At 66.6% G+C, this 13,678-nt stretch carries 15 protein-coding genes; 11 read left to right on the top strand and 4 right to left on the bottom strand.

The window, feature by feature from the left end; translation table 11 throughout:
• Positions 1 to 67 precede the first annotated feature (67 nt).
• Positions 68 to 1,330 carry a phosphoribosylamine--glycine ligase gene (purD, locus tag ACN0SE_RS06010; protein ID WP_417523593.1) on the top strand — a complete coding sequence of 421 codons (1,263 nt, stop codon included), beginning with the start codon at positions 68 to 70 and terminating at the stop codon, positions 1,328 to 1,330.
• Here the strand turns inward: purD and ACN0SE_RS06005 are convergent.
• Positions 1,327 to 1,797 (bottom strand): SRPBCC family protein, encoded by a 471-nt coding sequence (locus ACN0SE_RS06005; protein WP_417523592.1) that lies wholly within the window; start codon positions 1,795 to 1,797, stop codon positions 1,327 to 1,329. The two genes, purD and ACN0SE_RS06005, sit on opposite strands and share 4 nt — an antisense overlap.
• Before the next feature lie 252 nt (positions 1,798 to 2,049).
• On the opposite strand from ACN0SE_RS06005, the gene ACN0SE_RS06000 reads away from it, so the two are divergent.
• Entirely contained in the window at positions 2,050 to 4,194 is a 2,145-nt protein-coding gene (locus ACN0SE_RS06000) for a malate synthase G (protein ID WP_417523591.1), read from the top strand.
• Between the two features lie 289 nt (positions 4,195 to 4,483).
• Here the strand turns inward: ACN0SE_RS06000 and ACN0SE_RS05995 are convergent, their stop codons facing one another.
• Entirely contained in the window at positions 4,484 to 4,957 is a 474-nt protein-coding gene (locus ACN0SE_RS05995) for a ferritin-like domain-containing protein (RefSeq protein ID WP_417523590.1), read from the bottom strand.
• A 154-nt stretch (positions 4,958 to 5,111) separates the two neighbouring features.
• Here ACN0SE_RS05995 and ACN0SE_RS05990 point away from each other — a divergent pair, with 154 nt between their 5' ends.
• Together ACN0SE_RS05990 and ACN0SE_RS05985 are read left to right on the top strand one after the other, a co-directional pair.
• Positions 5,112 to 5,885 carry a gamma-glutamyl-gamma-aminobutyrate hydrolase family protein gene (locus ACN0SE_RS05990; protein WP_417523589.1) on the top strand — a complete coding sequence of 258 codons (774 nt, stop codon included), beginning with the start codon at positions 5,112 to 5,114 and terminating at the stop codon, positions 5,883 to 5,885.
• Positions 5,886 to 5,915: 30 nt separating this feature from the next.
• Positions 5,916 to 6,677 carry an HpcH/HpaI aldolase family protein gene (locus tag ACN0SE_RS05985; RefSeq protein ID WP_417523588.1) on the top strand — a complete coding sequence of 254 codons (762 nt, stop codon included), beginning with the start codon at positions 5,916 to 5,918 and terminating at the stop codon, positions 6,675 to 6,677.
• A 113-nt stretch (positions 6,678 to 6,790) separates the two neighbouring features.
• On the opposite strand, the gene ACN0SE_RS05980 is transcribed toward ACN0SE_RS05985, so the two are convergent.
• Positions 6,791 to 7,492, bottom strand: a complete 702-nt coding sequence (locus tag ACN0SE_RS05980; RefSeq protein WP_417523587.1) for a lytic transglycosylase — start codon at positions 7,490 to 7,492, stop codon at positions 6,791 to 6,793.
• Positions 7,493 to 7,650: 158 nt separating this feature from the next.
• Here ACN0SE_RS05980 and ACN0SE_RS05975 point away from each other — a divergent pair, with 158 nt between their 5' ends.
• From ACN0SE_RS05975 to ACN0SE_RS05950, 6 genes are all read left to right on the top strand, one after another.
• Positions 7,651 to 8,922, top strand: coding sequence for a hypothetical protein (locus ACN0SE_RS05975; protein WP_417523586.1), 1,272 nt, complete (start codon positions 7,651 to 7,653; stop codon positions 8,920 to 8,922).
• Positions 8,923 to 9,579: 657 nt separating this feature from the next.
• Complete coding sequence (gene gatB, locus ACN0SE_RS05970; RefSeq protein WP_417523585.1) at positions 9,580 to 11,091, top strand: Asp-tRNA(Asn)/Glu-tRNA(Gln) amidotransferase subunit GatB; 1,512 nt, start codon at positions 9,580 to 9,582, stop codon at positions 11,089 to 11,091.
• Between the two features lie 4 nt (positions 11,092 to 11,095).
• Positions 11,096 to 11,332 (top strand): hypothetical protein, encoded by a 237-nt coding sequence (locus ACN0SE_RS05965; RefSeq protein ID WP_417523584.1) that lies wholly within the window; start codon positions 11,096 to 11,098, stop codon positions 11,330 to 11,332.
• The gene (locus tag ACN0SE_RS05960) at positions 11,322 to 11,453 is read left to right on the top strand and encodes a hypothetical protein (RefSeq protein WP_417523583.1); all 132 of its coding nucleotides are present in this window, start codon (positions 11,322 to 11,324) and stop codon (positions 11,451 to 11,453) included. The genes ACN0SE_RS05965 and ACN0SE_RS05960 overlap by 11 nt, the downstream gene beginning before the upstream one ends.
• 399 nt (positions 11,454 to 11,852) lie before the next feature.
• A complete protein-coding gene (locus ACN0SE_RS05955; RefSeq protein WP_417523582.1) occupies positions 11,853 to 12,128 on the top strand; it encodes a CBU_0592 family membrane protein in 276 nt (91 codons plus the stop codon).
• Positions 12,129 to 12,170: 42 nt separating this feature from the next.
• Positions 12,171 to 12,692: a hypothetical protein gene (locus ACN0SE_RS05950; RefSeq protein ID WP_417523581.1), complete on the top strand. Its 522-nt coding sequence runs from the start codon at positions 12,171 to 12,173 to the stop codon at positions 12,690 to 12,692.
• Between the two features lie 7 nt (positions 12,693 to 12,699).
• On the opposite strand, the gene ACN0SE_RS05945 is transcribed toward ACN0SE_RS05950, so the two are convergent.
• The gene (locus ACN0SE_RS05945; RefSeq protein WP_417523580.1) at positions 12,700 to 12,960 is read right to left on the bottom strand and encodes a BolA family protein; all 261 of its coding nucleotides are present in this window, start codon (positions 12,958 to 12,960) and stop codon (positions 12,700 to 12,702) included.
• A gap of 75 nt (positions 12,961 to 13,035) precedes the next feature.
• On the opposite strand from ACN0SE_RS05945, the gene ACN0SE_RS05940 reads away from it, so the two are divergent.
• Positions 13,036 to 13,668: a DnaJ domain-containing protein gene (locus ACN0SE_RS05940; protein ID WP_417523579.1), complete on the top strand. Its 633-nt coding sequence runs from the start codon at positions 13,036 to 13,038 to the stop codon at positions 13,666 to 13,668.
• Positions 13,669 to 13,678: the final 10 nt, after the last annotated feature.

Below are 13,678 nucleotides of genomic sequence, written 5' to 3'. Positions count from 1 at the left end.
CCTCGCTTGTATCTGCTCGGCCCGGACCCTAAAACGCCTCGCAACAAAGGCCAAGCGGAGAGCGCCCATGAACATCCTCATTCTCGGTAGCGGCGGGCGCGAGCATGCGCTGGCCTGGGCGGCGTTGCAGAACCCGAAATGCGACAAGTTGATCGTGGCGCCGGGCAATGCCGGCATCGCGCAGATCGCCACCTGCGCCACCGTCGATATCGAGGACGCCGGCGCGGTGCTGGCGCTGGCCGAGGCCGAGACCATCGATTTCGTCATCGTCGGCCCCGAGGCGCCGCTGGCCAAGGGCGTGGCCGACCGGCTGCGCGACGCCGGGCTGCTGGTCTTCGGCCCCTCGCAAGAGGCCGCGCGGCTGGAGGCCTCGAAGAGCTTTACCAAGGAGATCTGCGACGCGGCCCGGGCCCCCACCGCCGGCTATGCGCATTTTACCGATGCCGAGAAGGCGAAGGCCTACATCCGCGAACAGGGCGCGCCGATCGTGGTCAAGGCCGACGGTCTGGCCGCCGGCAAGGGCGTGATCGTGGCGATGGACGAGCAGACCGCGCTCGACGCCATCGACGACATGTTCGGCGGTGCCTTCGGCGCGGCGGGCGCCGAGGTTGTGATCGAGGAATTCATGGAGGGCGAAGAGGCCAGCTTCTTCGTGCTCTGTGATGGCAAGACCGCCCTGCCCATCGGCACGGCGCAGGATCACAAGCGGGTCGGCGAAGGTGACACCGGGCTCAACACCGGCGGCATGGGCGCCTATTCGCCCGCACGTGTGCTGACCGACGAAATCGCCACCCAGGCGCTGGAAGAGATCGTCAAGCCGACGCTGCAGGTCATGGCCGACCGCGGCATGCCCTATCAGGGCGTGCTTTATGCCGGGCTGATGATCAGGGACGGTAAGGCGCGACTGGTGGAATACAACGTGCGCTTCGGCGATCCGGAGTGCCAGGTGCTGATGCTGCGGCTGGGCGCGCAGGCGCTCGACCTGATGCATGCCGCTGCCGAAGAGCGGCTGGACGAGGCGCAGGTGAACTGGGCCGACGATCACGCGATGACGGTGGTCATGGCCGCCAACGGCTATCCCGGCAGCTATGAAAAAGGCAGCGTGATCAAGGGGCTGGACGCGCTTCCCGAGGACAGCAGCAACATGGTCTTCCATGCCGGCACCACGGCAAAGGACGGCGCGATCACCGCCAGCGGCGGGCGGGTGCTGAACGTCACCGCCCGCGGCGAGACGCTGGCCGAGGCGCGCGAGCGCGCCTATGCCATGGTCGAGGCGATCGACTGGCCCGGCGGGTTCTACCGCAAAGACATCGGCTGGCGCGCGCTCTAGCGCCCCAGCCCCTGGGCGTAGTCGACCAGTTGATCGACCACGATGCCCCAGCCGTCGTAGAACCCCATCTCCTTGTGCGCCTTGGCTTTTTCGGCTGATCTGTGCCGCGCGGTGGCGGTGTAGCGCGTGCCACCATCGTCCAGCGGCGCGAGATCGAGGATCGCGGTCATGAAGGGGTCCGGCGCGGGCTTCCAGCCCTCGGTGTAGGTGTCGGTAAAGACCAGCCGGCGCTCGGGGTCGATTTCGAGGAAGACGCCGTTGTTCTCCATCCGGTTGCCCTCGACCTCGAAGGTGGTGTTGAAGCGCCCGCCGACCTTCAGGTCGATGTCGCAGTCGAGCACCTTGTGCGGCTTCGGCACGAAGAAATGCGGGATATGCTCGGACGAGGTCCAGCATTCCCAGACCAGCGACGGCGGGATCGGCAGGTCGCGGGTAAAGCTGAGGTCGGTGTCGGGATCGAGTTGCATGACATCTCTCCTGTCGCGGGCCGCCTGGTGCGGGCCTCTCCGGGCTGACTATCCAGCGCATCCCTTGCCAAGGCAAGCGTCCTGAAGGGCCCTTGCGGGCCGCGGCGGAAGGCGGCAGAAAAGAGCCCTGCATTCTTCGGAAAAGCCGAAAGGTCCATTCGTCAGCGCGCGCGGCACAAGGCTTGCCCGTCCGCCGACCTTTGCCGTAAGGGATGTGGTATACCATTGCGCACCAAAGCGGAGACCAAGAGCATGAACACACGTGTTGACCGGGCCGGACTGGCCGTAGACGAGGTTCTGGCGGCGTTCATCGAAGACAAGGCCCTGCCGGGCTCTGGCGTCTCACCCGAGGAGTTCTGGCAGGGGCTGTCGGAGCTGGCGCATGAGATGGGGCCGAAGAACCGCGCCCTGCTGCAGAAACGCGAAGAGCTGCAGAGCCAGATCGACAACTGGCACAAGGGCCGCGCCAACCAGCCGCATGATGCCAAGGCCTACAAGGCATTCCTTGAGCAGATCGGTTACCTGCTGCCGGAGGGCGGCGATTTTCACATCGAGACGACGAATGTCGACCCCGAGATCGCGCTGGTGCCGGGCCCGCAGCTGGTGGTGCCGGTGACCAATGCGCGCTTTGCCCTGAATGCCGCCAACGCCCGCTGGGGCTCGCTCTACGACGCCTTCTACGGCACCGATGCCATGGGATCGCTGCCGCCGAAGGGCGGCTATGACCGTGGCCGCGGCGCGCGGGTGGTGGCCCGGGCGCGGGTCTTCCTCGACGAAGCCTTCCCGATCGAAGGCGGCAGCCATGCCGACGCCCGGCGCTATCACGTGCAGGACGGCGCGCTGTTGATCGACGACATGCCGCTGGCCGAGCCCTACAAGTTCGCCGGCTACCGCGGCCACCCCAAGGCGCCCGAAGCGGTGCTGCTGCGCAACCACGGTCTGCATGTCGAGCTGGTCTTCGATCGCACCCACATGATCGGCGCGCGCGATCAGGCCGGTCTCGCCGATGTGGTGATCGAGAGCGCGGTCTCGGCGATCATGGATTGCGAAGACAGCGTCGCCTGCGTCGATGCCGAGGACAAGGTGCTGGCCTATGGCAACTGGCTCGGGCTGATGAAGGGCGATCTCGAGGCGAGCTTCCAGAAGGGCGGCAAGACCATTACCCGCCGGCTGAACGAGGACCGGACCTATACCGGCCCCGACGGCGAAGAGGTGACGGTCAAGGGCCGCGCCCTGCTCTGGGTGCGCAATGTCGGCCACCTGATGACCAACCCGGCGATCCTGACCCGCGACGGCGAGGAGATCTTCGAAGGGCTGATGGATGCGATGGTGACCGTGCTGATCGCCAAGCACGATCTTGCCCGTGACAGCGGCAATTCCACCCATGGCTCGGTCTATGTGGTCAAGCCCAAGATGCACGGCCCCGAGGAAGTGGCCTTTACCGACGAGATCTTCGATCACGTCGAAAAGGCGCTGGGCCTGCCGCAGCACACCGTCAAGATCGGCATCATGGATGAGGAGCGCCGCACCACGGTCAACCTCAAGGAATGCATCCGCGCCGCGAAACACCGCGTGGCCTTCATCAACACCGGCTTCCTCGACCGCACGGGCGACGAGATCCACACCTCGATGGAGGCCGGGCCGTTCTCCCGCAAGGACTTCATCAAGCGCAAGGCCTGGATCACCGGCTACGAGAACCAGAACGTCGATATCGGGCTGGAATGCGGGCTTCAGGGCAAGGCGCAGATCGGCAAGGGCATGTGGGCCATGCCCGACGCCATGGCCGCCATGCTGGAGACCAAGATCGAGCACCCGAAATCCGGCGCCAATTGTGCCTGGGTGCCCTCGTCCACCGCGGCGACGCTGCACGCGCTGCATTACCACAAGGTCGATGTCTTTGCCGTGCAGGACAAGCTCAAGAAAGGCGGGCGGCGAGCCTTTGTCGAGACCATCCTCGACATCCCGCTGGCCAGCTACCAGGCCTGGACCGACGACCAGATCGCCCGCGAGGTCGAGAACAACGCCCAAGGCATCCTCGGCTACGTGGTGCGCTGGATCGACCAGGGCGTCGGCTGCTCCAAGGTGCCCGACATCAACGACGTGGCGCTGATGGAGGACCGGGCGACCTGCCGGATCTCGGCCCAGCACATCGCCAACTGGCTGCACCACGGCGTGGTGAGCGAGGCGCAGGTCCGCGCCGCGATGGAGAAGATGGCGGCGGTGGTCGACAAGCAGAACGAGGGCGACCCGGCCTATACGCCGATGGCGCCGGGGTTCGACGGCATCGCCTTTCAAGCCGCCTGCGATCTGGTGTTCAAGGGCCGCGAGCAGCCGTCCGGCTATACCGAGCCGGTGCTGCACGCCCGGCGGCTGGAGTTGAAGGCCGCCCGGGGGTGATGTGGATGGTGGGCAGGGGCTGCCCACCCTGCGGCTCCCGGATCGGACGTGACTAAACGCGGAGGGTGGGCAGTTTGCCCACCTTTTTTGTTTGGTCAGCGGGACGGTGGGCAAGCCTTACCCCGCCTAATCTCGCGTCCCGTAGGGTGGGTATCCTACCCACCATTTCCGCGGTTCGGCAAACGCCGGTGGGCAAGACCGACCATCACCCCACCAGACAAAAAGGGCGCGCCCGAAAGCGCACCCTCTCCGATCAAGCGATGCGCCCCAAAGCCGCACCCCGACCAATTCACCCGTTGTTGATCTCCGACACCGCCAGGTTGGTCAGCTTGCTGTTGGCCGCCTTCTCCTGATCGAGGATTTCCGTCAGCAGGTCATGCGCCTCGTTGTGGCCCAGCACCTTGGCCCATTCGCGCAGGGTGCCGTAACGGGCGATCTCGTAGTGCTCGACCGCCTGACAGGCCGCCAGCAGCGCGGCATTCTTGGCCTCGCCGGTCATCTCGTCCATGATGCCCTCGGCTTCCTTGATCAGGCCTTCGATGGCATCGCATTTCTCGCCCTTGGCTTCCTTGCCAAGGCTTTTGAACACCTTCTCGAGCGTCTTGACCTGGCCCTTGGTCTCTTCGAGGTGCTCAGAGACCGCCTGCTTCAGCTTCTTGCCATTGGCCGCACTTTCGACCTTGGGCAGCGCCTTCACCAGCTGGTTCTCGGCAAAGTAGATATCCTGCAGCGTGTGTTCGAATGCGTCGGACAGAGTTTTCATGACATACCCTTTCAATGATAACCTGACTGAGAACCCGGCAGGGGCCACAAGGTTCCCCGCTGACCGGACGACACCTGTCCGCCGGAAGGCTTGGCCGTTGTAAAGCTCCGCGGCGCCGCCTTATATTAGGCCGACTCCTGTTCGAGAGGACTGCATGACCCGCCCCATCGTCGGCATCATCGGCAACCAGTACCTGATCAACGATCAATATCCCGCCCATGCCGGCGGCACGATGAACTCCGAGGCGGTGTCGCTGGTGTCGGGCTGCATGCCGCTGCTGATCCCGGCCGATCCGCGGTTTCTCTCGGTCGCCGAACTGCTCGAGACCTGCGACGGATTCCTGCTCACCGGCGGCCGGCCCAATGTCCACCCCGAGGAATACGGCGTCGCCGCCACCGAGGCGCATGGCGCCTTTGACCGGGCGCGCGATGCCATCGCCCTGCCGCTGGTGCGCGCCTGTGTCGAGCGCGGCCAGCCTTTCCTCGGCATCTGCCGCGGCTATCAGGAGGTGGCGGTGGCCATGGGCTCGACCCTGCATCCCGAGATCCGCGAACTGCCCGGCCGGATGAACCACCGCATGCCTCCCGACGGCACCATCGAAGAGAAATTTGCCCTGCGCCACAAGGTGCGCTTTACCGAGGGCGGGGTCTTTCATCGGCTGATGGGCGCGCAGGAGGTGATGACCAACACCCTGCATGGCCAAGGCGTGATGCAGCCCGGCAAACGCTTTGTCATCGACGGCTGGGCGCCGGACGAGACGCCAGAGGCCGCCTATATCAAGGATGCGCCGGGCTTCACCCTTTCTGTGCAATGGCACCCGGAGTGGGACGCCGCCAACGACCCGGTGTCGCGCCCGCTCTTTACCGCCTTCGGCGACGCCGTGCGCGCCTGGGCCGAGGCCCGCCGGCCGCTGCGCGCCAGCGCCTGACCTCTCCGAACCTGAACAGGGAAGACACCGATGGACCTGCCGCGCAATGCCTTCAAGGCCGCCCTGTCACAGGGCAAACGCCAGATCGGCTTCTGGAGCACCCTGCCCGACAGCGGGCTGGTCGAGCTGCTGGCCGGCTGCGGCTATGACTGGCTGCTGATCGACAGCGAACATGCGCCGGTCGACCCGCGCGCCATGCTGCCGCTGTTGCAGGCGGCGGCGCCCTACCCGACCTCGGTCATGGTGCGTGCCGGCTGGAACGACCCTGTCGAGATCAAGCGGCTGCTCGACGCCGGCGCGCAGTCTATCATGGTGCCCTACGTGCAATCGGCCGACGAGGCGCGCAAGGCGGTCTCGGCGGTGCGCTATCCGCCGCAGGGCACCCGCGGCGTCGCCGGCACCACCCGCGCCAGCCACTGGGGCGCGATCAAGAGCTACACCCAGCGCGCCAACGACGAGATCTGTCTGGTGGTTCAGGTCGAGACCGTGGCCGCCGCCGAGCAGATCGAGGCGATTGCCGCGGTCGAGGGCGTCGACGGTATCTTCATCGGTCCGGCGGACCTCGCGGCCTCGATGGGCTTCCCAGGCGAGACCGGCCACCCGGAAGTGCGCGCGGCGGTCTGCGACGCGGTGCGCCGGATCGTGGCGGCAGGCAAGCCCGCAGGATTTCTGTCGTCAGATCAGAGCTATGTGCGCGAGGTGGCCGAGGCCGGGGCGAGCTTCCTCGCCGTGGGTATCGACGGCGCGCTGATGCGCCGCGCGGCGGTGGACCTGCTGGAGAGCTGGTGCTGAGCGCCCGGCCTGCCTATCGTCTCAGCGCAGGCCGGTGTTCCTGATCGGGTGGCATGCTCCAGCGACTGGGCCATCCTTGCAGTCCGGGAAATTACGTCAAAGTTTGAGTAACTTCAGGCCGCCGGCGGCCAGCTGGCCGGGCGCAAACGCGGACGGGTGGTCTCGATCGGCTGGCAATAGCTCTGTTTGCTCAGCCAGCGCGCCATATCGCGGCGCTTGGCGTCCGAGCGCATCGGCCCCCAATCCGCCGCAACCCCGCGCCAGCGGCTGTCACGCAACGAGATCGCCTGATCGCGCGGCACCGTGCGCGCCATGATCCGCAAGGCGCAGGAGAGGTTGGCGGCGCCGTCCTGCAAGGCCGGCCCGCTGGTCGCGCTGCACTTGTTGAACTGCGCCGTGCCCGGCAGGATCTGCAGAAGCCCGTGCCAGAGCCCGCCGCCGCCCACCGCATGGGGCCGCCAGGTGCTTTCGTATTTCGCCAGTGTCGAGGCAAAGCCGGCCCAGAAGGCCGCCCGCGCCGAGGGCGGATTGTCGGGATAGGCCGGGCACCATTCGGCGATGTCACGCGGCACGGTCTCGACCAGCGGCTTGGCATGGCCCTTCTCCAGTGCACTCAGCATCACCCGGGTCCAGAGCGCCGCCTCCTGCGTGCCCGACGGCCAGCGCATGCGCGGATTGCGGGTGGCGCGCGCCGCCGGGCGCAGGCTTTGACCGGGCGCCAGCAGCGAGGCTTCGGGCGCCTTGGGCGCCGGATCGGCCGGCGCGGCCAGTGGCAGCATCAGCAGAAGAATCGTCAGCACTCCCCGACGCATCATCCCAAACCCCTCGAACTGCGGAACATTTGACAGAACTTTGCCGCATTGCGGCACGCTCCGCCGGTTTCTGCCATTCTCTATCTTTCCGCTGCCATGACCACGCCCAAAACGTCGCAGAGGTTGGCCAGAGCGAAATTTTGCCGACTGGTTGTATCCTTATGTTCAAGACTCTCACCGCCATCACCGACAAGACCCGTGCCGCGCTGCGCCTGGCCTCGCCGTCTGCGCCGCGGGCGTCCGCACATCAGTCCCGCAACGTCCCGGCGCTGCAGGGGGACGACCCCGGCGTGCTGTCTGCCGAACTGCTGGATCGGATCGGCCGGCCGCTGCGGACCGACACCCCCGAGCTGGAGGAATGCCGCACGCTGCTGGACCGCGGCCGCGACCTCGCCCGACAGGAGAACTGGGACAGGCTGAGCGCCCTGATCGGCGCCGCCGATGCCGCCCGCGCCTGCACCGCTGCCGGCACGCCAGAGGCCGAACTGCTCGCCGCCGGCGCGCGGTCTGACCTGAGCCGCGCGCTGGAAGAGGCCTCTTCCGCCGGTGTACTGTCGCGCAACAACCGGATGCTGGACGGGCTGCGTGCCATGGACGAGATCGCCGACGAGATGCCCGGCGACCCGGGTTGCGCCGCCGTCGTGGCGCTGAGCCACATGGACGCCGGCTGGGCCTGGTACAAGCAGGGTTGGCGCCGGGGCAAGCCCGAGCAGCACCTCGCGCCCTTCCGCGAGGCCTTTGTCCGCGCCGAGGAAATCCTCGCGCCCTTCGACAGCGACAGCGCGACCTCGCCGTTGCTGGCCTCGACCCGCTGCGCCCTGCTGGCCGGCCAGCCCGGTGCCGATGCCCAGGTGGTGACGCGCTACGAGACGCTGGTCACCCTTGCGCCGCAGGTGCCCGGCCACATGCGCGCCTTCGGCCTGCATCTGCTGCCCTGCTGGTTCGGCAGCTACGCCGCGCTCGACCTTGCCGCGCGCCGCATGGCCGCCGCCACCGGCGAGACCTGGGGCAGCGGCGCCTATGCCTGGGTCTATTTCGATGCGCTGCTGCAGGACGCCGGCGCGCTGCTGGCGCTCGACACCGGCTATTTCGTCGAAGCGGTGGAGGATATCCTGCGCCGCCACCCCGGCCAGCACATGGTCAACCTCTTTGCCGCCGGGCTGTGCCAGGTGCTTGCCGCCGGCCGCGACATGCCGCGGAGCCAGCGCCGTCCGCTCGAGAAGCTGCGCAACCGGCTGATCCGGTCCGAGATGACCGAGACGCATGGCTGGGTCTGGACCCTGACCGACATCGGCTACGCCACCCCCGGCAGCGGTCACGACACCGGGCCCTCCGGCGCCGAATGCGGTGCGCGTCAGGCCGGGGCGGCCTTGAGCAGCGTGATGTCGCGCGAGGCGCGCCGCCGGCCTGTTCAGCCGAGCCCGGCGCCTTGATTTGAGCGGTTCGGTCGGCGTATTGCCGCGCGCGCCCCGGACCTGATCCGGGGCCTCCCGCTCCGATCATCCCGTCTTCACGTCGATCAATGCCCCCGGCGCGGAATCAAGGCCGCAGGCCGCCGCGCCATCGCCGGGCCGCCCCCTCGGCCCGGCGATCGGGTTGCCGCAGGCGCTTCGCTCATTCAAAGCGCGCCAGTGGCGGGGATAAATCGAACAGAACTGCGGTAGGATCGCCGCGCCGCGGCCCGTCAATGGCGCGGCTTTCGCGGTGGGGCATTGCGAGGCGCTGGCGTCGGCCGGGAGGTCCCGGATCAAGTCCGGGACGTGGGGTACTGGCCTCGGCCGGGAGGCCCCGGATCAAGTCCGGGGCGAGTGGCGCTGGCGTCAGCCGGGAGGTCCCGGATCAAGTCCGGGACGTGGGGTACTGGCGTCGGCCGGGAGGTCCCGGATCGAGTCCGGGGCGTGTGGCGCTGGCCACGGCCGGGAGGCCCCGGATCAAGTCCGGGGCGCGGAGCGCTTCAGGACCAACGTACCGTCCTTCATGTCAAGCGAGCCATCGTTTCCCATCCTCACCTCCCAACCCCCGAACTGCCTCTTGCCCCCTTCCCGCCCCTGCCCTAGAACCCGTTTCGTTCCGAGCTGAAGGAGACGGCCATGCTGGACCTGACATATGAGACCCCCAAACCCAAGGTGATCGCCGGGGCGAAGCACGATTGGGAGCTGGTGATCGGCATGGAGGTCCATGCCCAGGTGTCCTCGCAGGCCAAGCTGTTCTCCGGCGCCTCGACGCAATTCGGCGCCGAGCCCAATTCCAACGTCGCCTTCGTCGACGCGGCGATGCCGGGCATGCTGCCGGTGATCAACGAATACTGCATCGAACAGGCGGTGCGCACCGGGCTGGGGCTCAAGGCGCAGATCAACCTGAAATCGGCCTTCGACCGCAAGAACTATTTCTACCCCGACCTGCCGCAAGGCTACCAGATTTCGCAGCTTTACGAACCGCTTGTCGGTGAAGGCGAGGTTCTGGTGGAGCTTGGCGACGGCACCGCGCGGCTGGTGCGGATCGAGCGCATCCACGTCGAGCAGGACGCCGGCAAGTCGATCCACGACATGGACCCCAACATGTCCTTCGTCGACCTCAACCGCACCGGCGTGGCGCTGATGGAGATCGTCTCACGCCCTGACATCCGCGGTCCCGAGGAAGCTGCGGCCTATGTGGTGAAACTGCGCCAGATCCTGCAATATCTCGGCACCTGCGACGGCAACATGCAGAACGGCAACCTGCGCGCCGACGTCAACGTCTCGGTCTGCCGGCCCGGCCAATACGAGAAATACCAGGAGACCCAGGATTTCAGCCACCTCGGCACCCGCTGCGAGATCAAGAACATGAACTCGATGCGCTTCATCCAGCAGGCCATCGACTATGAAGCCAAGCGCCAGATCGCCATTCTGGAAGCCGGCGGCTCGGTCGACCAGGAAACCCGGCTCTATGATCCGGACAAGGGCGAGACCCGCTCCATGCGCTCGAAGGAAGAGGCGCACGACTACCGCTATTTCCCCGATCCCGACCTGCTGCCGCTGGAAATCGAGCAGGCCTGGGTGGACGACATCGAAGCCAACCTGCCCGAGCTGCCCGACGACAAGAAAGCCCGGTTCATCAAGGACTACGGTCTGTCGGATTACGACGCATCGGTGCTGACAGCCGAAACCGTGTCGGCCGACTTCTTCGAAAAGGTCGCCGAAGGCCGCGACGGCAAGATGGCCGCCAACTGGGTGATCAACGAGCTCTTCGGCCGGCTGAAGAAGGAAGACCATTCGCTGGCCGACAGCCCGGTCTCGCCGGAACAGCTGGGTGGCATCATCGCGCTGATCCAAAAGGGCGAGATCTCCGGCAAGATCGCCAAGGACCTGTTCGAGATCGTCTACACCGAGGGCGGCGACCCGGCGAAGATCGTCGAGGAGCGCGGCATGAAGCAGGTCACCGATACCGGCGCCATCGAGACGGCGGTGGACGAGGTGATCGCCGCCAACCCGGCGCAGGTCGAGAAGGCCAAGGCCAACCCCAAGCTCGCCGGCTGGTTCGTCGGCCAGGTGATGAAGGCCACCGGCGGCAAGGCCAACCCCAAGGCGGTCAACGAGATCGTGAGCGCCAAGCTGGGGCTCTGAGCGCATGCGTCTGCGCGACGCGCTGCTCATCCACAACGAGCGGGTGAAGCTGCTGGCCAGCTTCGCCAATGCCATTGCGCTGGGGCTGATCGCCTTTGCCATCCTGCGGCCTCTGACCGAGGGTCGGTTGCAATTCGACAGGCTCAGCGCCGGCTGGGGCTTCGGCGGACTGGCAATTCACGGGCTTTCGCACTATATTCTGGGTATGCTTCGCAAGGAGGAGCCCGATGATGAGCCTTGAATTCACAGTGCCGGTGATGGCCTTTCTGGTCGTTGGCGTCGGTATCCTGATCCTCAAGCGCGACACCCGCCGGCTGGACGCCCGCTTGGAGCGGGCCAGACACCGCCACCCCGCCGAGTAGGCGCGGGCCAGACATTGTCACCCTGCTGAATGGGCCCGGGGTAGGCAATTTGTCCGCCGGTGAGGCGTGACGTTCGATATTCCGTGAGGGGATGGGGCGCCGGGTTGACGGGCGCTCTTTTTGTTTTTGGCGATGGTGGGTTGGAAACCCACCCTGCGTCTTGCGCGCGCGGCGGTGGGTTGGAAACCCACCCTACGTCTTGTGCGCGCGGCGGTGGGTTGGAAACCAACCCCACGTCTTGTGCGCGCGGGGGTGGGTTGGAAACCCACCCTACGCCTTGCGCCTAACCTCGGGGCCTTGCCCGTAGGGTGGGTTTTCAACCCACCACCACATGCCGCCCCCTTGTCCCCCTGCCCCCGAACCGGCAGGATCGCGGCATTCAAGGGTAAGGATTTCACGGTGGAGACCTTTCAGCTGTCGCTCGACACACGCGGCTTCTTCGAAGCGCTGGGGGTCACCGGCTTCCTGTTTTACGTCGGCTCTTTCGCGGCGCTGCAGCTGCGGCTGCTGGACGGAAATTCGGTGGCTTATACGCTCTGCAACATCGCCGCCGCGGGGCTGGTGCTGGTCTCGCTGATCCACGATTTCAACCTCGCCTCGGCGCTGATCCAGACCTCCTGGGTGATCATCGGATTGGGCGGATTGGGGCTCAGGATGCGGCGTCCGAAAGGCTGACAGCGATTGCGCTCGGGCGCGAAGTATGCTCTTGGGCAGGCCATGACGAGATATGATTACAAGGTGGTTCCCGCCCCCTCTCAGGGGCGCCGGGCCAAGGGCGTGAAGGGGGCTGAGGGGCGGTTTGCCTTCGCTCTCGAATGCGTGATGAACGAGATGGCTGGTGACGGCTGGGAATACGTGCGCGCCGAGACCCTGCCCAGCGAAGAGCGGCAGGGGCTGTCGGGCAAGCACACGGTGTTCCGCAACGTGCTGGTGTTTCGCCGGGCGCGCGAGGATGAGGTCGCGAGCTTCGAGCCGCGGCTGCTCGACCCGCCCAAGGAGATCCCCGTGTTGGACGCCGCCCGCGCGATGAAGAGCGAGAGTGCCAATGGCGATGCGCGCTTCGAGGACGGGGCGGTGACGGCTGAGATCGCGGGCGAGACTGCGGAGGGTGAGAGCGCGCCGGAGGATCGCAAGGACAGCGACGGCGAGGCTGCTCAGGATGCCGCCGAAGACGCAACCAGCGACGCGGAAGAGACCGGCGACGAGGCGGCGCAAGCGGCCGAGAAGCCGCCTGCCTGAGCGCCCCTCAGGGCGTGTCGAGATCCAGCGCCAGCGCGTGGATCGCGGCCATCAGATCGGCGCCGAGCGCGGCATGGACCGCGCGGTGCCTGGCGATGCGGGACTGGCCGGCGAAGGCCTCTGACCGCAGCTTTACCCGGAAGTGGCTTTCGCCCCCTTCCTGATACCCGGCGTGGCCGCGATGGGCCTCGCTTTCATCTTCAACCTGCAGCTCGACCGGCGCAAAAGCGGCCTCGAGTCTTTGGCGAATTTCTTCTGATCTCGGCATGATTTTGACCTCGGCCCCTTCCCTCTGGTTCCCGATGGTCTAAACTGCCACGTCCGAGTCGAAAAGGTGCGAACCATGAGTAAACCAGACCCCTTCGGATTCGATATGTCCGTGTCCTCTGCCAAGAAGAAAAACCCGCGCGGCCGGCGCGGGATGTCCGGCGCGTCCGAGACCTCGACCCGGGTCTGCGATCATGACGGCTGCGGCGAGAAAGGCCTGTATCGCGCGCCCAAGGCGCCCGATGTGCTCGATGATTTCTTCTGGTTCTGCAAGGATCACGTGCGCGAATACAACGCCAAGTGGAGCTTCTTCGACGGCAAGACCGAAGCCGAGATGAACGCCCAGGAAAGCGCCGACAAGGTCTGGGAGCGCAAGACCAAGGATTTCCGCGACCCCGAGGCCAAGGCCTGGGCCCGGCTCGGCATCGAGGACCCGCACCAGGTGCTGGGCCAGAACGCCACCCGCAACCCCGGCCGCGGCGGCACCGCCGCCGGACGCCGCCTGCCGCCGACCGAGCGGCGCGCGATCGAGATCCTCGAGGCCAAGGAGACCTGGACCAAGGTCGAGATCCGCAAGGCCTACAAGGCGCTCATCAAAGTGCTGCACCCGGACATGAACGGCGGCGACCGCAGCCAGGAAGAACAGCTGGGCGAGGTCATGTGGGCCTGGGAGCAGATCAAGGACAGCCGGAGTTTTCCGGACAAGTGATCGGGGCCTG

The organism is Marinovum sp. (assembly GCF_048263515.1).
Classification (GTDB): Bacteria; Pseudomonadota; Alphaproteobacteria; order Rhodobacterales; family Rhodobacteraceae; genus Marinovum.
Note: the sequence above shows the minus strand (reverse complement) of the source record. Positions and strands in the feature narration are given on the sequence as shown.